This window comes from Pseudomonas sp. 478 (genome assembly GCF_003254125.1).
In the GTDB taxonomy this organism is placed as follows: domain Bacteria; phylum Pseudomonadota; class Gammaproteobacteria; order Pseudomonadales; family Pseudomonadaceae; genus Aquipseudomonas.
This window is the reverse complement of the sequence record NZ_QKZG01000004.1, coordinates 122679-144699: the sequence shown is the minus strand read 5'-3', so window position 1 is coordinate 144699 and position 22021 is coordinate 122679. Positions and strand designations below refer to the sequence as shown.

23 protein-coding genes are annotated in these 22021 nt (G+C 59.7%); 13 read left to right on the top strand and 10 right to left on the bottom strand.

What is annotated here, in order from left to right:
- The gene (gene paaG / locus DFS28_RS10490) at window positions 1–792 is read right to left on the bottom strand and encodes a 2-(1,2-epoxy-1,2-dihydrophenyl)acetyl-CoA isomerase PaaG (RefSeq protein WP_111449904.1); all 792 of its coding nucleotides are present in this window, start codon (window positions 790–792) and stop codon (window positions 1–3) included.
- A 57-nt stretch (window positions 793–849) separates the two neighbouring features.
- Complete coding sequence (gene paaF, locus DFS28_RS10485; protein WP_111449683.1) at window positions 850–1623, bottom strand: 2,3-dehydroadipyl-CoA hydratase PaaF; 774 nt, start codon at window positions 1621–1623, stop codon at window positions 850–852.
- A gap of 371 nt (window positions 1624–1994) precedes the next feature.
- On the opposite strand from paaF, the gene paaY reads away from it, so the two are divergent.
- From paaY to feaR (DFS28_RS10470), 3 genes are all read left to right on the top strand, one after another.
- Window positions 1995–2591 (top strand): phenylacetic acid degradation protein PaaY, encoded by a 597-nt coding sequence (paaY, locus tag DFS28_RS10480; RefSeq protein ID WP_111449682.1) that lies wholly within the window; start codon window positions 1995–1997, stop codon window positions 2589–2591.
- A gap of 52 nt (window positions 2592–2643) precedes the next feature.
- Window positions 2644–3567 carry a phenylacetic acid degradation operon negative regulatory protein PaaX gene (gene paaX, locus DFS28_RS10475; RefSeq protein ID WP_111449681.1) on the top strand — a complete coding sequence of 308 codons (924 nt, stop codon included), beginning with the start codon at window positions 2644–2646 and terminating at the stop codon, window positions 3565–3567.
- Window positions 3568–3652: 85 nt separating this feature from the next.
- Window positions 3653–4567 (top strand): transcriptional regulator FeaR, encoded by a 915-nt coding sequence (gene feaR, locus DFS28_RS10470; RefSeq protein ID WP_111449680.1) that lies wholly within the window; start codon window positions 3653–3655, stop codon window positions 4565–4567.
- 135 nt (window positions 4568–4702) lie between these two features.
- Here the strand turns inward: feaR (DFS28_RS10470) and tynA are convergent, their stop codons facing one another.
- The 7 genes from tynA to DFS28_RS10430 all read right to left on the bottom strand — a co-directional run bounded on the left by tynA (window position 4703) and on the right by DFS28_RS10430 (window position 12255).
- A complete protein-coding gene (gene tynA / locus DFS28_RS10460) occupies window positions 4703–6991 on the bottom strand; it encodes a primary-amine oxidase (RefSeq protein ID WP_111449678.1) in 2289 nt (762 codons plus the stop codon).
- A 110-nt stretch (window positions 6992–7101) separates the two neighbouring features.
- Window positions 7102–7623, bottom strand: a complete 522-nt coding sequence (locus tag DFS28_RS10455) for a cytochrome C (protein WP_111449903.1) — start codon at window positions 7621–7623, stop codon at window positions 7102–7104.
- A gap of 106 nt (window positions 7624–7729) precedes the next feature.
- On the bottom strand, window positions 7730–8251 hold the full coding sequence (locus DFS28_RS10450; protein ID WP_033062059.1) for a methylamine dehydrogenase light chain: 522 nt from the start codon (window positions 8249–8251) through the stop codon (window positions 7730–7732).
- A 19-nt stretch (window positions 8252–8270) separates the two neighbouring features.
- Entirely contained in the window at window positions 8271–8891 is a 621-nt protein-coding gene (gene mauD / locus DFS28_RS10445) for a methylamine dehydrogenase accessory protein MauD (protein ID WP_111449677.1), read from the bottom strand.
- 3 nt (window positions 8892–8894) lie between these two features.
- Window positions 8895–9434, bottom strand: a complete 540-nt coding sequence (locus tag DFS28_RS10440; RefSeq protein WP_111449676.1) for a MauE/DoxX family redox-associated membrane protein — start codon at window positions 9432–9434, stop codon at window positions 8895–8897.
- Between the two features lie 12 nt (window positions 9435–9446).
- Entirely contained in the window at window positions 9447–10595 is a 1149-nt protein-coding gene (locus DFS28_RS10435) for an amine dehydrogenase large subunit (protein WP_111449675.1), read from the bottom strand.
- 178 nt (window positions 10596–10773) lie between these two features.
- The gene (locus DFS28_RS10430) at window positions 10774–12255 is read right to left on the bottom strand and encodes a PAS domain-containing sensor histidine kinase (protein ID WP_111449674.1); all 1482 of its coding nucleotides are present in this window, start codon (window positions 12253–12255) and stop codon (window positions 10774–10776) included.
- Between the two features lie 241 nt (window positions 12256–12496).
- Between DFS28_RS10430 and DFS28_RS10425 the strand changes: the two genes are divergently transcribed.
- The 9 genes from DFS28_RS10425 (at window position 12497) to feaR (DFS28_RS10385) (ending at window position 20439) form a co-directional block, all read left to right on the top strand.
- Window positions 12497–13660 (top strand): acyl-CoA dehydrogenase family protein, encoded by a 1164-nt coding sequence (locus DFS28_RS10425; protein ID WP_111449673.1) that lies wholly within the window; start codon window positions 12497–12499, stop codon window positions 13658–13660.
- A 30-nt stretch (window positions 13661–13690) separates the two neighbouring features.
- The gene (locus DFS28_RS10420) at window positions 13691–14062 is read left to right on the top strand and encodes a hypothetical protein (protein ID WP_033062066.1); all 372 of its coding nucleotides are present in this window, start codon (window positions 13691–13693) and stop codon (window positions 14060–14062) included.
- A gap of 3 nt (window positions 14063–14065) precedes the next feature.
- Window positions 14066–14536, top strand: a complete 471-nt coding sequence (locus DFS28_RS10415) for a nuclear transport factor 2 family protein (RefSeq protein ID WP_111449672.1) — start codon at window positions 14066–14068, stop codon at window positions 14534–14536.
- Window positions 14533–15681 carry an amidase gene (locus tag DFS28_RS10410; RefSeq protein WP_111449671.1) on the top strand — a complete coding sequence of 383 codons (1149 nt, stop codon included), beginning with the start codon at window positions 14533–14535 and terminating at the stop codon, window positions 15679–15681. The genes DFS28_RS10415 and DFS28_RS10410 overlap by 4 nt, the downstream gene beginning before the upstream one ends.
- A 20-nt stretch (window positions 15682–15701) precedes the next feature.
- The gene (locus DFS28_RS10405; RefSeq protein ID WP_111449670.1) at window positions 15702–16985 is read left to right on the top strand and encodes a Rieske 2Fe-2S domain-containing protein; all 1284 of its coding nucleotides are present in this window, start codon (window positions 15702–15704) and stop codon (window positions 16983–16985) included.
- A complete protein-coding gene (locus DFS28_RS10400; protein ID WP_111449669.1) occupies window positions 16982–17482 on the top strand; it encodes an aromatic-ring-hydroxylating dioxygenase subunit beta in 501 nt (166 codons plus the stop codon). Before DFS28_RS10405 ends, DFS28_RS10400 begins: the two co-directional genes overlap by 4 nt.
- An 11-nt stretch (window positions 17483–17493) precedes the next feature.
- Window positions 17494–18234: an SDR family NAD(P)-dependent oxidoreductase gene (locus DFS28_RS10395; protein WP_111449668.1), complete on the top strand. Its 741-nt coding sequence runs from the start codon at window positions 17494–17496 to the stop codon at window positions 18232–18234.
- A 181-nt stretch (window positions 18235–18415) separates the two neighbouring features.
- Complete coding sequence (locus tag DFS28_RS10390) at window positions 18416–19366, top strand: PDR/VanB family oxidoreductase (protein WP_111449667.1); 951 nt, start codon at window positions 18416–18418, stop codon at window positions 19364–19366.
- A gap of 152 nt (window positions 19367–19518) precedes the next feature.
- On the top strand, window positions 19519–20439 hold the full coding sequence (gene feaR / locus DFS28_RS10385; protein ID WP_111449666.1) for a transcriptional regulator FeaR: 921 nt from the start codon (window positions 19519–19521) through the stop codon (window positions 20437–20439).
- A gap of 165 nt (window positions 20440–20604) precedes the next feature.
- On the opposite strand, the gene DFS28_RS10375 is transcribed toward feaR (DFS28_RS10385), so the two are convergent.
- Window positions 20605–21234: a response regulator transcription factor gene (locus tag DFS28_RS10375; protein WP_111449665.1), complete on the bottom strand. Its 630-nt coding sequence runs from the start codon at window positions 21232–21234 to the stop codon at window positions 20605–20607.
- Between the two features lie 258 nt (window positions 21235–21492).
- On the opposite strand from DFS28_RS10375, the gene hpaC reads away from it, so the two are divergent.
- On the top strand, window positions 21493–22005 hold the full coding sequence (hpaC, locus tag DFS28_RS10370) for a 4-hydroxyphenylacetate 3-monooxygenase, reductase component (protein ID WP_111449664.1): 513 nt from the start codon (window positions 21493–21495) through the stop codon (window positions 22003–22005).
- Window positions 22006–22021: the final 16 nt, after the last annotated feature.

Here is a 22021-nt window from a genome sequence, read left to right as displayed (position 1 = left end):
TCAGCGCCCCTTGAAGCTTGGGCTGCGTTTTTCCATGAACGCGCTGACGCCTTCACGGTAATCCTCGCTGCGCCCGGCCAGACGTTGCAGGTCTTTTTCCAGCTCCAGCTGTTCGTCAAACGTGTTGCTCAGGCTGGCGTTCAGGCTGCGCTTGATCAATGCCAGTCCGTAAGTCGGTTGCGTGGCCAAGTGGCGGGCGAGCATCAGGGCTTCGTTGCGCAGTTCGGCATCGTCGACAACGCGGTAGATCAGACCCCATTGCTCGGCTTGCTCCGCCGTCAGGCGATTACCAAGCAAGGCCAGCGCCTTGGCGCGTGCCATGCCGACCAGACGCGGCAAGGTCCAGGTGCCGCCGGAATCAGGGATCAGGCCGATTTTGCAGAAGGCTTGGATGAAATTCGCCGAACGCGCCGCCAGTACGAGGTCGCAGGCCAGCGGGATATTGGCGCCGGCCCCGGCCGCCACGCCATTGACCGCGCAGATTACCGGCATCGGCAGGTCGCGCAGATGACGGATCAGTGGGTTGTAGAACTTCTCGATGGATTCACCCAGATCCGGCACGGCGCTGCCCGGCGCAACATTGCGGTCGCTGAGGTCTTGCCCGGCGCAGAAGCCGCGACCTTCACCGGTCAGCAGCAAGACGCGCACGTCCGGATTCTGGCGGACCTGTTTCAGCGCTTCCTTCACTTCGCCGTGCATCTGCGCGTTGAAGCTATTGAGCTGGTCCGGCCGATTGAGGCTGAGCAGGGCGACGCCGGCCTCGATGGAAAACAGGATGTGTTCGAAGTTCATGGTCATGGCGCTCTCTGAGAGGTCGTTCGCTGCTTTTTTATTGGGCGGCTGACTGGGTTATTGCCCGATGAAGGTCGGCGTGCGCTTTTCCTGAAAGGCCCGGATGCCTTCATCGCGGTCGCGGGTGCCGGCCAGCACGGTGAAGGCATGGCGTTCGAAGCGCAGGCCGCTGGTCAGGTCGGTGTCCATGGCTTTGAGCAATGATTCCTTGGCCAGACGCACGGCCAGCGGTGCTTTGCCGGCAATGCTGCGGGCGATTTGCAGGGCGCGTTCGACGGTGAATTCCGGTTGGGTTACTTCACTGACCAGGCCGGCACGTTGGGCCTGGCGGGCGTCGATCGCCTCGCCGGTCAGGACCATCTGCATGGCCATGGATTTCCCGACGGCGCGCAGCAGGCGTTGGGTGCCACCCGCACCGGGCATGATCCCGAGGTTGATTTCCGGCTGACCGAAGCGCGCATCTTCGCCAGCAATGATGATGTCGGCGTGCATCGCCAGTTCGCAGCCTCCGCCCAGGGCGAAGCCATTGACGGCGGCGATCAGCGGTTTGTTGAAACGGGTGATGGTCTGCCACGAGGCCTGGCGTGGGTCGTCGAGGATGCCGACCAGATTGCGTTCGGCCATTTCCTTGATGTCGGCGCCGGCCGCGAAGGCTTTTCGGCTGCCGGTCAGGACTACGGCGCGGGTGTCGGGATCGGCCTGCGCAGCGTTGAGTTCGTCCGCCAGCTCACCGAGCAATTCGGTGGTCAGGGCGTTCAGCGCTTGTGGGCGCTGCAGGGTAATCAGGCGGACGCCCGGCTCGATGAACTCGATAGCAAGGGTTAGAGGCATGGCGGATGCCCTCACGGTGCACGCTCGGCTGTAATGCCGGCTCATTATTGGATCGGCTCGGTGGGCCGGTTTTGCCTGAGTATACCTACAACGTGATACGCAAATACAACACTAAAATAGATTTAATGTGTCTTATTGATAAGTGGGTGGTGTTTGGATGAGCGCTTTATGAGAAGGCTTTACAGCGGCTTTTTGCCGGTTTTATTGGCTCGAATGGTTGCGCCAGACGTATTGACGGACCTTTTTCAAAGATCGTGATTAAGTGATACGGATTTTTGTCTTTGTGCTGGTAAAAGCGATGTGATACAAAATGACCCCATATCGGCATCGCTTTGCAAATACACCCCGCATTACGCTTAAAGGAACGTCCCATGACTTGCTACAGCCTCGATGGCTTGACCCCGGTGGTTGACCCCACTGCTTACGTTCATCCGTCGGCCGTCCTGATCGGTGACGTGATTGTCGGCCCCCATTGCTATGTCGGGCCGCTGGCCAGTCTGCGCGGGGACTTTGGCCGGATCGTGCTGGAGGAGGGCGCTAATCTGCAGGACACCTGCGTGATGCACGGCTTTCCGGACAGCGACACGGTGGTGGAGCGCAACGGCCATATTGGTCACGGCGCGGTGTTGCACGGTTGCCGGATCGGCACCGATGCGCTGGTGGGCATGAATGCGGTGGTAATGGACAACGCGCGGATTGGCCCTCGCTCATTCGTCTCGGCAGCAGCCTTCGTCAAAGCCGGATTCGCATGCCCGGAGCAGTCACTGGTGATGGGCGCACCGGCCAGCGTCAAGCGCAGCCTCAGCGATGAGGAAGTGTCATGGAAGCAGGCGGGCACTCGCGAATATCAGCAACTGGCCAAGCGTTGCCTTGAGCAGATGCAGGTCTGCGAGCCGCTGACCGAACCGGAGCCCGATCGCCCACGTATCAGCGACAGCGGTTTACGGCCAAAAGGCAGTGCACTGTGAACGGCGACGACCTACCGGTATATTCCTTCCTTTTTTCCAGCTCGGTACGCCCATGTCGTCCCTGACACCGTTGAACCATCTGATTACCCGCTTCCAGGAGCAGACGCCGATCCGCGCCAGTTCCTTGATCATCACGCTATACGGCGATGCCATCGAACCTCACGGCGGAACGGTCTGGCTGGGCAGCCTGATTCAATTGCTCGAGCCCATCGGCATCAACGAGCGGCTGATCCGCACCTCGATCTTCCGTCTGACCAAGGAAGGTTGGCTAACCGCCGAGAAAGTCGGGCGACGCAGTTACTACAGCCTGACCGGCACCGGTCGCCGGCGTTTCGACAAGGCTTTCAAGCGGGTCTACAACTCCACCGTGCCGGCGTGGGATGGCTCCTGGTGCCTGGTGATGCTCACGCAACTGACCCAGGACAAGCGCAAACAAGTGCGCGAAGAACTCGAGTGGCAAGGTTTTGGTGCGATTTCGCCGGCCGTGCTGGCCTGTCCGCGCAGCGACCGTACCGATCTCAATGCAACCTTGCTCGACCTCGGCGCCCAGGAAGAGACCATCGTTTTCGAAACCACCGCGCAGGACGTGCTGGCCTCCAAGGCCCTGCGTTTGCAGGTGCGCGAGAGCTGGAACATCGAAGAACTGGCGGCCCATTACAGCGAGTTCATTCAGCTGTTCCGACCGCTCTGGCAAGCACTTCGCGAGCAAGAGAACCTCGAACCCTCCGATTGTTTCCTGGCACGGGTTCTGCTTATTCATGAGTACCGCAAATTGCTATTGCGCGACCCGCAATTGCCGGACGAGTTGTTGCCCGGTGATTGGGAAGGTCGGGCCGCCCGCCAGTTGTGCCGCAACATTTACCGGCTGATCTACGCCAAAGCCGAAGAATGGTTGAACAGTGCGCTGGAAACCGCCGATGGCCCATTGCCGGATGTGGGTGAAAGTTTCTATCGGCGGTTTGGCGGGCTCAAGTAGCCCGTTATCGTTCAGGGAGAATGACTGTTCAGGAGAACTTGTGGATTGGCGTAGACAATAAAAATAAGCCTGCGTGAGGCCCGACATGATTTCTTCAATTGCACAACGCCGTGATGGCTTTGATCAGTGGATTCATCAGATCAACCAGATCTGTGGCGCCTTCAATGCGCAACCTCTGGGCGCTGAGTTTGCCGGCGATATCCGGGAACACCAGGACGGCGCGCTGAAACTCAGCTTTGTCGATGCCTGCCAGGCTCGACTGTTCCGCACGCCACTGGAAGTCGCTGCCGGAGAGGGCGGGAAATACTTTGCGGTGTTCCAGCTCGACGGCACGGCCGGCATGGCCCAGGGGGACAACAAGGTTTTACTCTCGGCGGGTGACATCACGCTCATCGATGCTTCGCGCCCCAGCGACTTCACCTACAGTGAAAACTCCCGGCAGTTGTCGCTGATTTTGCCGTCGCAACTGGTCGAGCAAACCCTGCGCTTCAATCAGGTCAAGTGCGGTCACCGGATTGTCGGGACGTCCCCGATTGCGATGCTGTCTCACCGCTTGGTACTGGACGCTACGTCCCAGACAAACCTTAGCCGGCAAGAAAGCGAAGCGACCCTGGAGGCCATTGTCAGCCTTCTGCGCCCGGCGATCAGTCACAGTGAAGAGTGCGGTGATGCGCATGAACGGGCCTTCCGCAAGACCCTTGGCTTTATTGACGAGCACATCCGCTCGGATGAATTGTGCCCCGAATGGCTGGCGCGCGAGGTCGGTATGTCGACGCGGGGTTTGTACCGGATGTTCGCCAGGAAGGGCCTGGTAGTGGCGCGGTACATCAAGAATCGGCGACTGGATTTGTGCGCCGAATCCCTGCGTCAAACACGTACGGAGCAGAAGTTGTCGGTGCTGGGGTATTCCTGGGGGTTTTCGGATTCGAGCTACTTTTCTACCGCGTTCAAAACACGCTTCGGCATTTCACCCGGTGAGTACCGCAAAAAGCACGCCTGATAGTTCCCTTGATACACGCAGACCCTGTGGGAGCGGGCTTGCCCGCGATAGCGATGTGTCAGACAACACTGATGTCGACTGACACTACGCCTTCGCGGGCAAGCCCGCTCCCACAGGTTTTTGTGCATTACCACATTACTTCGGGGCGTTGAGGTTCAGCGTCGGCGTTTCATCGAAGAAATTCCACGGCTTCAACAGCACATGCACCCACTCGGTCGGCATGATCGGCCATTCTTCGGCCCGCGCGATGTGCGTGGTACCCGTGGTCAGCCAGACCACATCGTCGGTATTTTCGATGGACTGGTTATCGTGGCTGAACTGACCCAGACCCGAATCTTGGTCCGAGCGATTCGGGTATTTACCTTCCGGGTATTTCTCGTCCGGGTTGTAGCGTGTCACCCACAGTTGTTTGTCCATGAAGCTCAGGCGGTGATAGAGCCATTCGTCCTTGCCGAAGTTGGCACCCTTGGCCACCGGGTGAGTACCGCCGGCATACGGAATCAGCTGATAGGAAACCGGGTTGCCGACTTTGTTTTCCTTGCTGAAGTTGGTCATCAAGCGGACGGTCGAAGGGTCGAATTTCTGCGCGGCTTGTTGTTCGGTGCTGACCACGTTGTGCTCGGTCTGCATCGTACTGGTCCGGGGCCCGCCACGGTCGTTCGCGACCACCACCGGGTTCACTTCAACCAGTGAGTTGTTTTCACCGTCAACATCCATATCCAGACGGAAGTTGTAGATGTGCTGGTGGGTGGTGCCGACGATGTTGTGGTCCAGCAGGGTGCCGTAGCGGGTGTCTTCCTTGGCCGTGGCCTCATGCATGGTTTTGGATTTCACACCCTTGACCGCTTCGATCCCGGTAGCGCCGGCATCGATGCCAATGGTGCCGTTTTGCTGGAAGACCCAGTCGAAGATGTAGTCGTAGTTGCCGACGGTGCTGATCCAGCGCACCACCAGTTCGCGACGCTCGGTGCTGAGATTGGGCTGGCCCATCTCCTGGTGTTTGTATTCCGGGCCGGCGTAGCGCTCGAACACCGCCATGGCGCGCGGAATCGAGGTCGGTGCGCCGGTATAGTCGGCAATGGTGGCGTCCAGCAGCACGGCGTTTTCCGGGGCGTCTTTGCCGCGCGCGATCGGCGAGGTCAAGGTGCCCATGCCGTAATCGCCCGAATCCAGGTACGCCTTGAAGTACCAGCCGACGTCGGGATCGCCGTAAGGCACGATCATGCCGCCCAGCGAGCCCTCGTACATGATTTTGCGTTTCTTGCCCTTGTCGTCATAAGTGACCGTCGACAGTATCGGGCCGACCCGCGAGTCGAGGCGAACATGAAAGTCCCAGTTCTGCCAATGAATGCTGTTGCCGGTAATGGTGTAGTTCTTTCCTTCCGGCTCTATGATCTCCAGCGGCTTGACCTGCGTGCCTTTGCGGCCACGCCCGTCATAGGGTGTCGGCTTCATCGGAACCGGGATGACGGCCTCATCTTCGATCTTGATCAGCTTCTTCTGCTCCAGATCGACAATCGCCACCAGGCCCTCGATCGGGTGCGCCCAGTAGTTGCCATCACCGGTATTGAGGTAGCTGACGATTTTCAGGAGGCGTTTATCCTGCGCCAGACCGTCTTTGCCGTCGAAGTAACCAACGGTCAATGGCGTGGCCACGACTTTTTTGACATCCGTGATACCGCGCTTGGCCAGTGCTTGCGCGTATTCTGGGCTCGTCTCTACGGCCGACTGCACGGTCGCGAAGTCGTCCAGCAGCACCATGCCGTGAGCGCCTTCGACAGGTTTCCAGGACTTGAGTGTCTTGCTGCCGAGATCGACCAGCGCCTCGATCACATGCTTGCCATCGAGCACCACAATATTGGCCTGGCGAGGCTGGGTTACGTTTTGGCCGGTGTAGATGAAATTCCAGACCTGATCCTTGGGGGGCTCATTGACGGAAACTTCGGTGAAACGAAAGCCGGGTTTGTAGTTGGCGGAATTCTTGACGACATCCACCGCCGCCTTGATTTCGTCGGCGCTTAGCGGGTTGAGCGGGTTAGGGCGGGTCTCGACGACAAACGTCTTGTCCAGACCGGACTGGAAGACCTGGTTGATGAAGTCCTTGGACATGAACGCCGTCTTGCCTTTGAACACCACCGGCACTGACAACTCCATCCGTTTACCGTTGAGTACGGCCACCTTGCTACCCGGCTTGACCTTGAGGTAGACACCGTCCTTGGCAATCACGAACAGGTCGGAATAGTCGTCCCATTTGACCGTGGCGCCGAAGTCCTCAAGGGTCGATTGCAATGGCACCATTTCGGCGGCTGCCCCGTGGGCGTCGGCATTGGGCAGCCAGCAAGGCAACCCGAAGGTGCCCAAGGTAATGGCCAGCGCGAGTCGGGCAAGCGGCTTTCTTTTTAGCAACGCTACGGACGTAAACATTTCTTATTTTCCTTGATACGAGCCGAGGAAAGGCACACGTAGCACTTTGCTACAAATGGTCAATGGATTCTTTTTGATTCTTGCCAGAAACCTTTTGCTCCGTGCCGAAATCAGTAACTCATCCCGTCTTCAATCGCAATGCCTTGCGCGCGCATTGCTTTTATCAATTCGGCGCGGGTGCCCGGGAGGTTGAGCATGGCTTTTTGGCGCAGCGCGGAGACTTCTTCGGCGTTGTAAGGCTGGTAGTGCGCGGGGGTGCTTTTGCCAGCCATGCCGTCTTCACGCATTAACCAGTTGAGTAAATCGGCCAACTGCGCGTTATTAAGCGCGGACTGTGACATACCGGGTACGCGCACGAGAAATTCGCGGCCGCCCGGTACTTTTAGAAAATTGCCGACAAACCCCTGTAGCCGAGGCGTGTCATTGGCGGGGGAACCCATACCATCACCCAGATGGCAACCGGCGCATTGCAGTTGGTAGTTCACACCAACACTGTAGCCCGCCTCGGAAATGGGTTTTTGAAGTTCTTCGTTGCCCGGAGCATGACGCTGCGCCGGGTTGGGAATGGCTCTGGCATAAACGAGCGGGGCGGTCATGACGCAGACAAGACCGAGCAATAGCAACCTACGCATGACAAGCACCTTTTTCATGTTGTCGGTAACAATGAACAAAAAAAAGCAGCCCACAAACACAGAAAAAAAACCGCCGATTGCGCGAGCAACCGACGGCAAATGCGCGTTAAACCGCGACGCCGCGTATGATCGAAACGGTGCAGTGGTAGATGTGCGATTTTGCGGCCAGGCACCAGTTCACATCGTTGTTGTTGAACGGACGATAGGCGGGTTCTTCACTGTCGTTACGGGTGCACGCGCACTGGGCGCAGCTTTGCTTACCGCAGCAGTCGTTGTACGAAATGATGTAGTCCTTTCCGTCGGCCGGGTTGCGGCAGGTGCCGATCCAGGTGACTTGCGACGCTTCCGTGCCCGGCGGGCAGGACGTGACCGAGCCTCCGCAGCAGCTGCACAAGAAGCCATCGATGGAACAATAACGCCAGTAGTCGCAGCTGTTTGGATCACCCGGGTCGCCGGCTTTCGGGTTATCGGCGGCCAGGGCTTTGCTGGTGCGGTCCAGCGGCAACAGCAAGGGCAGCGCAGCGCCCGCGACCATCAAGGAACCCATGCGCGCGAGCAGTTTGCGTCGCGAGGTGGTGTCGGCGACACGGCGAGCCGAGCGTTCAAACAACAGATCCAGCAGTTTCATAAAAGTCTCCCTGCCTTAATCAGTGGCTATGGCCGTGGCTGTGGTCGTGCGTGTGAGGTTGGCTGTTCAGGTATTCCTGCAGCGTGGCGCTTTTCAGGTGCTCGACTTCGAACAGGCTGTCCAGGTGCTCGCGGGAATTGACCAGGCCTTTGGCGCGCAGGGTGCCAGCCTTGTCGATCAGCGCAGCGTAAGGCAGCTTGCCAATCTGATAGGTCATGCCCACTTGCGGGCCGACCACGTAAGTGGCGTCGTCCAGTTTGTGCTCGCGGATCAGCGCTTGCTGAGCGTCCATGTCGCCGTCGCTGATGAACACCACGTCGAGACGATCGGCCTGTTCCTTGGCGATGGATTTAATGGCCGGCAGCAGGGATTTGCAGATCGGGCAGGTCGGCGAGAGGAAGAACAGCAGTTGAGACTTTTCACTGGCATAGCCAAAGTTCACCGGGCGACCATGACGGTCGGTCGCGGTGACTTGCGGCGCGGGCTCGTTGACGGCCACGCCTTTGTCGACCATCAGCGCACCGGCCGGGGCCAGTCGGCCGTGCAGCACACCAATTTGCCGAACCAGGCCCATGACGACAAACGCCACGGCCAGCAGCAGCATCCAGAGCAGAACGTTGGAAACGATTAAGCCTTCCATTGATCACCTACCAATCAGTTTGAGCAGAAGAGGGGAGTTCGCCAGCAAGCCATCGGCTGCGGCGTAAATGAGCAGCGCAACAGCACTGGCTGAGACAGTCACAAAGCCATCGAAAATGTTCAGGTCACGGACTATCGGCGTCACGCTGGCAAGCAGCGCCAGCCCTACCAGCACGGTGTTGCGCAGCAGCAGAACCGGGCGCAGTGGTTGCGCCTGGTCCGGACCGGCACAGCCGCAGTCGATGTCGCGACGGCCGCGCCACAGGTTGATGCCGATGGCGGCGGCATACAGTGTCAGCAGGCTTGCGGCACTCAACGCTGCCCAGGCACGGCTGACCGGAACCAGCAACGCGAAGGCAATCACCAGCTCAAACAGTGGAATCAGGCTGGCGCTCGGACGCACCAGTGAGTCGGGCAGCAGTTGGTAGTCAGCCAGTTGCTTGGCGAAACGCGCCGGTGCCCGCAACTTGTGAGTTGCGGCACTGGCCAGCAACACGGCAATAGCGAGTGCGCTGGCAATGATGAAGATCGGATCTGTGTGCATGGCCGAACCTCGTTAGTAGCTCAGAACCTGAGTCGCCGTTTTCGCGACTTTCGGCATGCTGCCGGTGAGCGTGTTGGTCTTGAGGTCGAAGATCTGCAAGCCGCCTTCCACGTCGGTGCCGAGCAACAGCGGTTTGTCGTCGCCGGTCGCTTGCATGCTCCACACCGGAACCGGTGCTTGCAGGGTCGCCAGTTTCTTGTGGGTCTTGAGGTCAAAGGCCCAGATCAGCGGGCTTGGGTCTTCCCACTTCATGGGTTCGTGAGCGTCGTGCATCAGCACGTACAAACGGTCCAGCTTCGGCGCGACGGCCATCAGCTGCCAGCCACCCGGAGCCCAGCCGGCTTTCTTTTCCTCGTCGGTGGTCAACGACCAGGACGGCAGGATCTTTGGCGCTTCACCGGCAAAATCCACCGGCCGCACGGTGCCCGTTGTGGTGGTGAAGTAATAGGTGTCGCCGACGTTCACGGCGCGCTCCACCAGTTTTTCCGCGTTCGGGTCGAAGAACGGCGTGCGGCTGCGCGAGGCTTCCTGCCCCTGCTCATTGAGAGTGACCACCTGCAAGCTGCCGTCGCCACACAGCGAGGCGAAACGGCGGTTGCCGATCGGGTAGTTGAGCACGCAACCCGGAATCGCGATTTCGGTGGTGACGGCCTTGGCTTGGGTATCGACTACGGTCACAGAGGTCGAAGGGGTGAAGTTGTAGACGTAGACGAAACGGTCATCGCCGCTCGGCTTCAGCGAGTAACGCTGGGTCAGGGATTCGGCGCGTTTGGTCGGAATCAACAGCTCCCAGGCCGGCGACAGGGTCGAGCTGTCCCAGGCGGTCAGCACATCGGTACGCGTACCGCGGGTACCACGGGAGTAGAAGATGTCGGCGCTGTAGATCGTCTTGCGGTCATGGCTCAGCGTCGAGGGGGCGGCAAAGCCGGTCGGCACCATGCCGAGGACGCGTTTTTTGTCAGGGTCGACCACGGTGACACGGCCCGCCACGAAACTCTCGAATTCAACATCAATGATGAATGCTCGGTGTGCTTCAGCGGGAAACGCCAAGGTGGTCTGGCCGATTGTGTCAGCGGGCAGGTCCGCGCTGGCATTATTCAAACCGAGTACCAGCAGGCTGAGACTCAGCCCTGACTGTACGGTGATCCTGGTGGCTCGCATTAGGGGGAACTCCCTGAATTATTGTTCTCGCACATCGCGGGTGCAGTGGCAGATTTTTGCAGTTCGATTCTGCCTCGCCGGGAAAACCGAAGAATTGTTGTGGCTGCCAAGTGTTTGTGTGTCTGTGCCAGTCTGATGAAACTGGCCGCACACGCCGCGATTGCGGGGTCAGGCGGGGTCAGGCGGGGGTTGCGAGGGGAAGGGAGAAGGTAAAAACGGCGCCGCAGGGCTCGAGGTTTTGCGCCCAGATATCGCCACGGTGACGGCCGATGATGTTTTTGCACAGGGCCAGGCCGATGCCGTTACCGCTGACCTTGGAAGAGAAGAAGCCGTCGAAAAGCTTCTCTTGCGCCTCGGCTTGAATGCCGCGACCGCAGTCTTCGATGCTCACTAATGCGACCTCTTTGTCGGCGCTGGCATGGATGCGCAGCAGGCGCCGTTCGACGGGCAAATCGCTCATCTCTTCAATCGCATTGAAGGCCAGGTTGAGGATGACCTGGCCGATCAACACTTTCTCGCAACTCACCAGCAGCGGTTCAGGGCTGGTGACAATGTCGACTTTGATCAAGCTTGGGGCGGCGCGCAGGCTGATGAAGTAACGGGTTTCGCGCAGCAGCTCATTGAGGTCAATCAGCTCTTCGGATTGCTCCAGCTTGACCACGTAATCGCGCACGCTTTTGATGATCAGCGAGGCATGCTCGATTTGTCGCACGGCGTTTTGCAAACCCCAGGCAACGCCTTGTTCAGTCGTTTCAACGTTACCCAGGCGAATTACCGCGCCTTCAATGAAGTTGCGAGTGGCGGCCAGTGGCTGACTCAGTTCATGAGCGATGGCCACGGCCATTTCGCCCATCGCGTTGTAGCGTGCCAGGTACTCGAGCTTTTGCTCGCTGACGCGCCGTGCTTCTTCGGCGCGGACTTGCTCGGTGACGTCGCGGAACAGCAGCAAATGGCCGATCAGGTCGTCTTCAATCTCGATAAAGCGGCACGTCGCGTCATGCCAGCGCCACTCACCGTCACGCCGCTGCACGTGGTAGTGCACGCTGAAGGGCGCGTGCTCCGGTTGTTCGCTGGCCATCTGGTGCAGCAGGCGCAGGCGCGAAGGCTCGTCGCACCAGGCGAGGAAGTTTTCGCCGATCAGCGCGTGTTCCTCACCGTTGAGCAAGTGCGCGCCGGAGTCGCTTATAAAGCGGATATCACCTTGCGGACCGAGTACCGCAACGCCCTCGGCCAGGTCCTGCATAAACGCTTTGAGCCGGCTTTCGAAACGCTTGAGGTCGCGTTTGACCTTGTCTTCCTTGGAGATGTCGCGGAACTGCACCATCAGCACATCGCGGCCATCCAGATGCACCAGGGTCGCGACCGCCTCGGACAGAATTTCCACCCCTTGTTTGGAGCGATAACACCACTCGATGGCGCGCTGGCCAGTGCGCGCGGCGCCCTCCAGCCAACGCAAACCTACCGAGCGGCGGTACTTCGGTGCGTCGCGGGTCATGTCCGGGGCCTTCAGTGGAGTAAGTTCTTCCAGGGTAAAGCCGAGCGCCTTCAAGGCCGCGGCGTTGGCCCAGAGAATCTCCTTGCTCTGTGCGTCGTGAAGAATGATGCACAACGGCATGGCTTCGATGAGGGTGTAAAAGTCGTTCGGTTTTGGTAGATACATCGCGCAACCCTTGGAGGCGGAGAGTTCCACTAGGGGTGAAAGTGGAAGTATGGCGTTTTATACCGTCTTGCGTGTGGGGATGCGCTCAGAGGTAACGGGGGGCGGGCTAGGGGTTTTCTTTAGCCGAGGGGCTGCACGCCCCAATAGTGGTGACCCGATGCGGTTTTTACACTGAACCCATCAACGGTCGCCACGCCTCCAGGCAGGCTCCGGCTAATAACAAATAAACGGAGAGAAGCCCATGCTGCGTTCAGCTGTCGCGGAAAAAGACGCTCTGCCAAGCGTTGTCGATAATATCGTCGAGAGTCGGGAATTTCAGCAGGTGCTCGACGAGGTGCGCAAGCGTCGGAATGAATTCGACACCGGCTCCCACGTGCCACGGGACATGATCGAGCGCTTCAAACAGGTGGGCATCTACCGTGCCGCGACACCGAAATGCTACGGCGGTAACGCCATGGCACCGGCACAATTTCTACACATAATTGAACGCATCTCCGAAGCCGACGGCTCCGCAGGCTGGGTGGCCAGTTTTGGTAGCGCCGGCGTCTATCTTGCGGCTTTGCCGAAAGAAACCCTGGCCGAGATTTACGCGCAAAGCCCTGATCTGGTGTTCGCCGCTGGCTTGTTCCCGTTGCAGCCCGCCGAGGCAGTAGAGGGCGGATGGCAGGTTAACGGCACCTGGAAATTTGCCAGCGGCTGCAAAGGCGCTGATTTGCTAGGTGTCGGTATCGGCGCTGCCGGCGGCAAGCCGCGCACAGCAGTATTCCCGGCAAGCCAGGTCGAGATCATCGAAAACTGGGATGTGGTCGGTCTCAAAGGCACCGGCAGCCATGACCTGCGGGTCAACGACAAACGCGTCGATGAGCGCTGGACCTTCATTCGTGGTGGTGCCTCAACCGTCGATGAACCGTTGTTCCGCTACCCGTCGATTGCCTACGCCGCGCAAGTGCTGGCGGTGGTCAACCTCGGCCTGGCCCGTGCAGCGCTCGACGAAGTCAGCCGCATGGCCGCCGGCAGTGGCATCACCGGCGCGCCGAAGATGGCCGACCGCCCCTATGTGCGCATCGAGATTGCCAAGGCCGAAGCGCAACTCGCCGCCGCACGCGGCTTCTTCTACGGCGCTACCGAGCAGGTGTGGAACTCGATCCTCGCCGGCAACCCGGTCACCGCCGAACAAACTAGCCTGTTGCGCCTCTCTGCCATTCACGTTTCACGTGCGGGTGCGGCCGTGGTGCAGAGCGCTTACAGCCTGGCGGGGACCACCGCGATTTACTTGCGCCATCCGCTGCAGCGTTACCTGCGCGACTCGATGGTGGTCACCCAGCACGCATTTCTCAGCGAAGGCCTGTATGACGGCGCCGGTTCGGTGTTCCTCGGCGTACCGCCATTTCCTGGCTACATCTGAATCGTCATCACTTCTTCAAGGATCAATCCCATGTCGCAAGCTACCCAAGAACCCCTGCGCGTCGTCTTTTGCATCGGCATCACCCAGAACTTTTTCGACTTGCCGACCGGCGAAGGCCTGAGCGTTTGGAAAGGCTTCAGCCAGATGATGGGCTCACTCGGCGCCATGCCGGGCATCACCGTGCTGGGCGCGATGGACGATGACCGCTTGATGGTCGGCCCATCCACGACCTCACCATGGACCGTCTACATCATGGCCGACGTCGATTGCCATCAGTCGGTGATCGACGCCTGCAACCTGTTCCGCACCACGCCGGTGAACGAATACAGCCTGTGGCGCTACGCCAAGGTCGAAGCGCGCATCGGCCGTCCGCTGACCATCCCTGACGCCGCCAAGGTTTAAGCCATGAACGAGGCCTTGCTGCAGCGTCTCAAGACGCTCGAAGGGGAGAGTCAGGTGCGCCGTTTGATGGCGCGCTACATGGACCTGTGCGATGTACCCCGGGCGGCCACCCATGTCAGCGAGTTGGCGCAGTTGTTCAGTGCCGATGCCCTCTGGGAAGGCGTTGGCAGCCAGACCGCGCAGACCTTTGGCCAGCACCGGGGGCGTGACGCCGTGGCGACGTTTGTGGCCGGTTACTTGCCACCGTCCGAGCACTTTCGCCTGAACCTGCATTACCTCACCAGCGAGTCGATCGTGGTCGACGGCAGCACGGCGCAAGGGCAATGGATCATGCAGCAGATTTGCACCTACGCCGATCGGCGCAGCGAATTGTTCGGCACGCGGCTGAACATCGATTTCCGCTGTGTCGACGGTGTCTGGTTGATCGCGCATTTTCGTACGCAACGCTTATTCAACACGGAGCTGGGTGTATGAGTACTTTTATCAGCGAGTTCTTACTGGGCGGCGGTGGCAAACGGGTCGCGATCAAAGACTCGATCGACATTGCCGGGCATCCGACACGTTCGGGCAGCCGCGCATTTGCCGATGCCATGCCTGCAACACGCAACGCCGAGGTGGTGGACGCGATCCTCGACGCCGGTTGGCAGATCGTTGGCAAAACCAACATGCATGAGCTGGCCTTCGGTGTTACCGGCATTAACGACTGGACCGGCACGCCGATCAATCCGCAAGCACCGGATCGGGTCCCGGGCGGCTCCTCCAGCGGTTCGGCAGCAGCCGTCGCGGCAGGCCTGGCAGACATTGCCATTGGCACCGACACCGGCGGTTCAGTACGTGTACCAGCGGCGTGTTGCGGCATCGCCGGGCTGAAACCGACTTACGGGCGAGTCAGCCGCGTGGGCGCGCATCCGGCAGTGTCCAGCCTCGATTGCGTAGGACCGTTCGCGGCGAACATGGACGACCTGATTGCCGCGATGCAGGTGATCTGCCCCGGCTTCCGGGTTCAAAACCTGCCTTCGAGCAATGTGTCAGTGGGCTTCCTCGACGTCGCCTGCGACCCGCATCTGCACGCCTGCCTCGGCGCCGCTGCCGACCGTGCGGGTTGGCGTCGCAGTAGCGTGCAACTGAGCGAATTCGACGCCGCATTCGCCGCCGGCCTGACCGTCATCAATTTCGAAAACTGGGCCGCGTTTGGCCACCTTACCGGCAAAGGTCTGATCGGCGCGGATGTGGAACAGCGCCTGTTGGCCGCCAGCCGCACTAGCGCCGCTGACCTGGCGGAAGCCGAAAAGGTGCGCGTGCGCTTCAGCCAGCAGGTGGATGCCGCCCTGGAAGAATTCGCGGTACTGCTTTTGCCGACGTTGCCGAGCCTGCCACCCACGCTGAACGAAGCCCGCAGTGCGAGCAAAGCCGTGGCCGGCATGACGCCGCTGGTAAGACCTTTCAACCTCAGCGGCCATCCAGCACTGACGATACCGGTGGAACTGGATTGCGGCGGGCTGAAAGTCGGCCTGCAGATTGTTGGCCGTAAAGGTCAGGACGAACTCGTCTGCGCTTTCGGTGCGCAGCTGCAAAAGAGCATGGCCGGTGAACGGCCCGCCTCTAAAAATAAATCTTAAAAAGCCATGAGGAGGACCGCATGAGCACTCATGAATACCGGTTGATCGCAACGTCTAAAAGCCCAGACGAACTGGTCAAACACGACCGCGTTGACGTCTCGCTGTACAACGATCCGGCGCTCTTCGAAGCCGAGCTGGAAAAGATTTTCTACCGCACCTGGGTGTGGGTCGCTCACGAAAGTGAAGTGCGCAACAGCGGTGACTTCAAGACCGCGACCATTGGCCGGCGTCCGGTGATCGTTGTCCGCGATAAAAAGAACAACATCAACGTCCTGGAAAATCGCTGCCGGCACCGTGGCGCCACTGTGTGTGAAAAGCACAAAGGCAACGCCACCGGTTTCACCTGCCCGTACCACAGTTGGTCGTATGGCCTGGACGGCAAGCTGCGTGCGCTGCCTTATCCGGACGGCTACGAAGGCATTCTGGAAAAGTCCGAACTGCCGCTCACCAGCCTGCGCGTCGAAAGCTACGCCAGCATGGTGTTCGCCAGTTACAACGATGAGATCGAACCGCTGGAAGACTTCCTCGGTGGCGCGAAACACTGGATGGACCTGTTCATGAAGCAGGGCGCTGGCTATCCGATCAAGACCCAGGGCGAACACAAGTTCAGCTTCAAAGGCAACTGGAAGATCCAGCTGGAAAACACCACCGACGGTTACCACTTCCCGATCGTGCACAAGTCGTTCATGTCGTCGGTGGATGAAGAAACCTCGGAAATGCTCTCGTTCATGACCGACGAACAGGCCGTCACTCATTCACTGGGCAACGGTCACAGCGTGATGGTGATGGTGCCCGAGCATGTCGACCTGGATCATGACGACGGCACCGAACAGTTGCAGGAGCGTTTCGCTCACGTCACTGAAGAACTGTCGAAAACCATGGTGCCTGCGCAAGTCCGTCGCATCGTCCGCTCGCTGCACGGCGCCGGTTTCAACCTCAACCTGTTCCCGAACGTCGCGATGTCGATGTCGTTCTTCCGCGTGCTGCGCCCGATCTCGGTCACTGAAACTGAGATCCGCCACGTTGCGCTCGGCATGGACGGCGGCCCGGAGATCGCCAACCGCGAACGGATGCGCATTCACGAACACTTCCAGGGCCCGTTCGGTTTCGGCAGCCCGGACGATGCCGAGGCCTGGGACCGCGTACAGCGCGGCTCGTACGCCGGCGTCGACGCGCCGATCCTGGTCAACCGTGGCCTCAATCGCGAAATCATTGCCGACAACGGCGACAAGGTCTCCCACGCCACTGACGAGGGCGGCATGCGCGGTGCCTATGACATGTGGAAAAGGATGATGAGCCAATGAGCAATCACGACACCCTGAACGGTTTTTCCGGTCCGTTGGCCCAGGCCATCGAATTCATCTGGCGCGAAGCCGAACTGCTCGACCACAAGAGTTACGCCGAGTGGGCGTCGTTGTGGAGCGAAAGCGGTCGGTACATCGTGCCGATTGACCCGGACACCGAAGACTTTGAAGCCACCCTCAACTACGCCTACGACGACGCGCGTATGCGTGACTTGCGCATCGAACGCCTGACCGCCGGCTATTCACCGTCGGCGGTGGATGCGGCGAAAACCGTGCGCAGCGTCTCGCGGTTCCGTTTGGTGGAAGCGGCGGGCGACCTCGTTGAAGTCAATTCCGCGCAGCTGCTGTATGCCTACAAACGCGGCGTGCATACGCCGTTCGTGGCCGACCTGAACCACCGCATTCGCTTCACCGACGGAGTGGCGACGTTGGAACGCAAGGTCGTACGCCTGATCAATTCCACCGACAGCCTGAGCGCGCTCGGCTTCCTGCTATGAGGCCCACCACCATGAACCGAGTAGCCCTGGTCACCGGCGCCTCGCGTGGCCTGGGCGAGTGCATCGCCCGCCGCTTGCATGCAGCAGGTTATCGCGTGGGTCTGGCGGATGTGCGCCTGGACGGTGTGCAAAGTCTTGCTCTTGAGCTTGATAGCAGCGGCGCGAATGCCGTCGCCATTGAACTGGATGTGCGCAACAAAGACGATTTTGTGCGGGCCCGCGATCTACTCGCCGAGCGTTGGGGCGGCACCGACATTCTGGTGAACAACGCCGGAGTGTCGAAAGTCGCGGCGCTGATGGACATTACCCCAGAGGAGTTCGACGAGTCGATGGCGATCAACCTGCGCGGCACGTTTGTCGCGTGTCAGGTGTTCGGCGCGCACTTTGCCGAGCGCGGTTTTGGTCGCATCGTCAACATCGCCTCCCTCGCCGGGCAAAACGGCGGTACCGCCACTGGCGCGCATTACGCCGCGGCCAAGGGTGGCGTCGCGACACTGACCAAAGTCTTCGCCCGCGAATTGGCCCCGCAAGGCGTGACCGTCAACAGCATTTCGCCGGGGCCGCTTGATTTGCCGGTGGTGCGTGAAACCGTGGCTCCGGAGCGCCTGGAGCAGATTCTGAAAATGATCCCTGTCAGCACTCTGGGAGACCCTGAGTACATCGCCGACAGTGTGTTGCTGCTGATCGCTGACCACGCGGCTTCGGTTACGGGTGCGTGCTGGGACATCAACGGCGGCTTGTTCATGCGCTGAAACCGGCCTGTTGAAGATCACTGTGGCGAGGGGATTTATCCCCGTTCGGCTGCGAAGCAGTCGTAATTCCGGACAACACAATTTGTCTGAATGGACGCTGGGGGCCGCTTCGCAGCCCAACGGGGATAAATCCCCTCGCCACCAGGCCTCATTACAAAAACAACCGTATTCAGGTGACGCAATGATGAAGGTGAAAATCGAAAGGATCGTCGACGAAGCGCTGGATATCCGTTCCTTTCGCCTCGTGCGCAGTGACGGCCAGCCACTCGACACCTATGAACCGGGAGCTCATGTTGACCTCACCGGGCCAACCGGGGTTACCCGCCAGTATTCTCTGTGCAGCCCGCCGCACGATCGCCGCGCGTATCTGGTGGCGGTGAAGAAGGAGGCGCAGTCGCGCGGTGGCTCGTTGGCGTTGCACGAGCAGGTGGAAGAGGGCATGGAGCTGGAAATGGGTGCACCGCGCAACCTGTTTCGCCTCGACCCGTCGGCGACCGAGCATGTATTGTTCGCGGCCGGTATCGGTGTTACGCCGCTGCTGAGCATGGCGTATCGGCTGACGGAAAGCGGCCAGCCGTGGCGTCTGCATTATTTCGCCCGTTCGCCGGCCTATGCGGCGTTTGCTGACCTTCTGGCGAGCACTTTTGCCGGTTACGTGCAGTTTCACTACGGCGTCGAGCCGGGTGATCTGGATGCGGCGTTGTGTGAATGCCTGAACCAGTCGGGCAGTGCAGCGCATGTGTACACCTGCGGTCCAGCACCGTTCATGAATAAAGTGGTGGAAGTGGCCGCGCGCAGCCGATCTGACGACGCGATTCACCTCGAACACTTTGCAGCCGACTCGGCCGCCAATGCGGGCCCTAGTGGCAGTTTCGAAGTGGAGCTGGCCAGCTCTGGCGTGGTTCTTCAGGTACCGGCCAATACCAGCCTGATCGATGTGCTGCAGGCCCACGGCTGTGATATCGACACCGAATGTCGCGAAGGTATCTGCGGTACCTGCATAGTGGAGGTACTGGAAGGTGTACCGGAGCATCGCGACAACTGTTTGTCGAACAAAGAGAAGGCGGCCAACAAGCAGATTTGCGCCTGCGTTTCGCGAGCGCTTTCCGCTCGTCTGGTATTGGACATTTAACGAGAGGGAACGCTGGCAAGCTCACGCCGGAGCCTGTTGAATGGGGGCCGGCGGCCGTCGAAGGAGGTGACGACCCAGTACGAAACATTTGCCGAACCGCTCGACGAAGCGGTCGAAAAATAACAATAAAATACGCGTGAGGCTTTGCAGTGATGATGACTTCTTCGGCGGTTCGCAATGAGGCGTTCGAAAACTGGCTGAGCCAGGTCAACCAGGCCTGTGGGCGTTTCGATGCCCGAGCGCTGGATTCGGATTTTTACGGTGAGCTGGCGGAGTTCCGCAGCGGCGCCATCAACCTCAGTGTCGTCGACATGGCGCACGTTCATCTGTATCGCACCAGCAAAGACGTCAGCATCAGCAGCGACGGCCACTACTACGCGGTATTCCAGATGCGCGGCAGTTCGCAGCTGGAGCAGGGCGACAACCGCGCTCAGCTGGGCACTGGCGACATCGCCCTGATCGATGCCTGCCGCCCGAGCGACATGACCTACAACGATGATTCCCGACAGTTGTCACTGATCCTGCCGCGTCAGGTGGTGGAGCGTGGCTCGCATTTCAATGCTGTCAACTGCGCCACGCGCATCGCGGCTAACACGCCTTTGGCCGCGATGGCCAATAAGCTGGTGCTGGATACCCGGCAGCAGAAAGGCCTGGACATGCAGGAAAGCGAAGCCGTACTCGATGCCCTGGTCAGCCTGCTCTTGCCGGGGATCAGCGCCCGTGACAACGGCGGCGATGCCCATGAACGGCAGTTCCGCAAGATCATCGCCTACATCGACGAACACCTCAGTGTTGAAGAACTGTGTCCCGAGCTGATTGCCCGTGAGGTAGGGATTTCGGTGCGTGGCTTGTACCGGATGTTCTCCAAGCGCGGCCTGGTGGTGGCGCAATATATCAAGCACCGACGCCTGGATTTCTGCGCGGAAAACCTGCGCCGCGCGCACGTCGAGCAGAAGCTCTCGGCGCTGTGCTACGCCTGGGGATTCTCCGACTCCAGTTACTTCTCGTCGGCATTCAAATCGCGTTTTGGCGTGTCGCCGGGTGCGTATCGCAAGCGCTACAGCCAGAGCTGATCCTGTAGCAGCTGTCGAGCTTGCGAGGCTGCGTTCGGCTGCGCAGCAGCCGTAAAACCTGAGTACGCTGTCTTACTGATGCACCGCATCGCCTGATTTCACGACTGCTGCGCAGCCGAACGCAGCCTCGCAAGCTCGACAGCTGCTACAGGGGGAGTGTGTGCCTTAGTGTCGCGTAGGCTCTTCCGCCGGCAAATGCAGCACTTCACGCACCAGCATGGCGATGCTGGTCACGCCCATCTTTTCCTTGATCTTGGTGCGATGCACGTCAACGGTTTTGACGCTGATGTTCAGCTCCCGGGCAATCACTTTGCTGGCTTTGCCATCGATCACCAGCATCAACACTTCGCGTTCGCGGCTGGTGAGCAACTTAAGCTTGCTTTGCAGATGCTGGCGTTGTTCCTGATCGGCCTGGGCGTGCACGGCAGCCTTCAGCGCGGCCTGGATGCGTTCGATCATTTGCTGCGGGTTATAGGGCTTCTCAACGAAATCCAGTGCGCCGTTCTTCATCGCTGTCACGGACATCGGAATGTCGCCATGGGCGGACACGAAGATGGTCGGCAAGGTGCTGCCGCGCTGGTTGAGTATTTCCTGCAACTGAAAACCGCTGGTCTCCGGCATGCGCACGTCCAGCACAAGACACGCCGGCTGCTTGGGGTCGTATTGGCTGAGGAATTCTTCAGCGCCTGCAAAGCATTGCGCCTGCACGCTGACCGACTCCAGCAACCAGGCCAGTGAGGTGCGCAGGTCTTTGTCGTCATCAACGATATAAACAATCGGTTTGCGGATTTCCATCAGGGACTGCCACGAAAATTTCTAATTATTGTTTTCGCACGCATGCACGCTGCGGCGGATATCGGCTCATCAAGGAGCTAGTTAGCAGGATACCCACTGTGACTGGCCCTGACGATAAAGAAACCACCTAGTCGACTAGCGGAAAGCCAACCTCAGCATGGGGATGGTCAGGATAGTCGTGCAGCGTGTCGGACCTTAGTCTTGTTCCATCACCTACGGACCGCATACTGGCGGTCCTCCTAAAGGAGGGGCAATGACATGGCCGACCTGAGCCAGCATCAAATAGACTTTCGCAACGCCATGGCGCAGTTGCCTGCTGCAGTGAACATCATCACCACCAATGGTCCTGGCGGGCGCTGCGGCATTACCGCCAGCGCGGTGTGTTCGGTGACTGATTCGCCCCCCACCGTGCTGGTCTGCGTCAACCGTGGCAGTGCGACACACGATGTGTTCCGTACCAATGGCCGTCTGTGCGTCAACGTTCTGTGTGGCGAGCAGGAAGAGTTGGCCCGACACTTTGCCGGCATGACCCAGGTGCCGATGGCAGAGCGTTTTGCTTGGGATTTGTGGGATGGCGGCGAGACAGGCGTGCCGGTGCTGCGCGATGCGCTGGTGCAGCTCGAAGGGCGGATCAGCGAGTGCAAGGAAGTCGGTTCGCACTCGGTGATGTTTGTCGAGCTGTCGAAGGTTGGTGTACGCGGGGAAGGTGACAGTCTGGTGTATTTTAACCGGCTGTTTCATCGGCTTGAGCATGCCGGTGCGGTGTGCTGAAACTGCCTTGATTAAA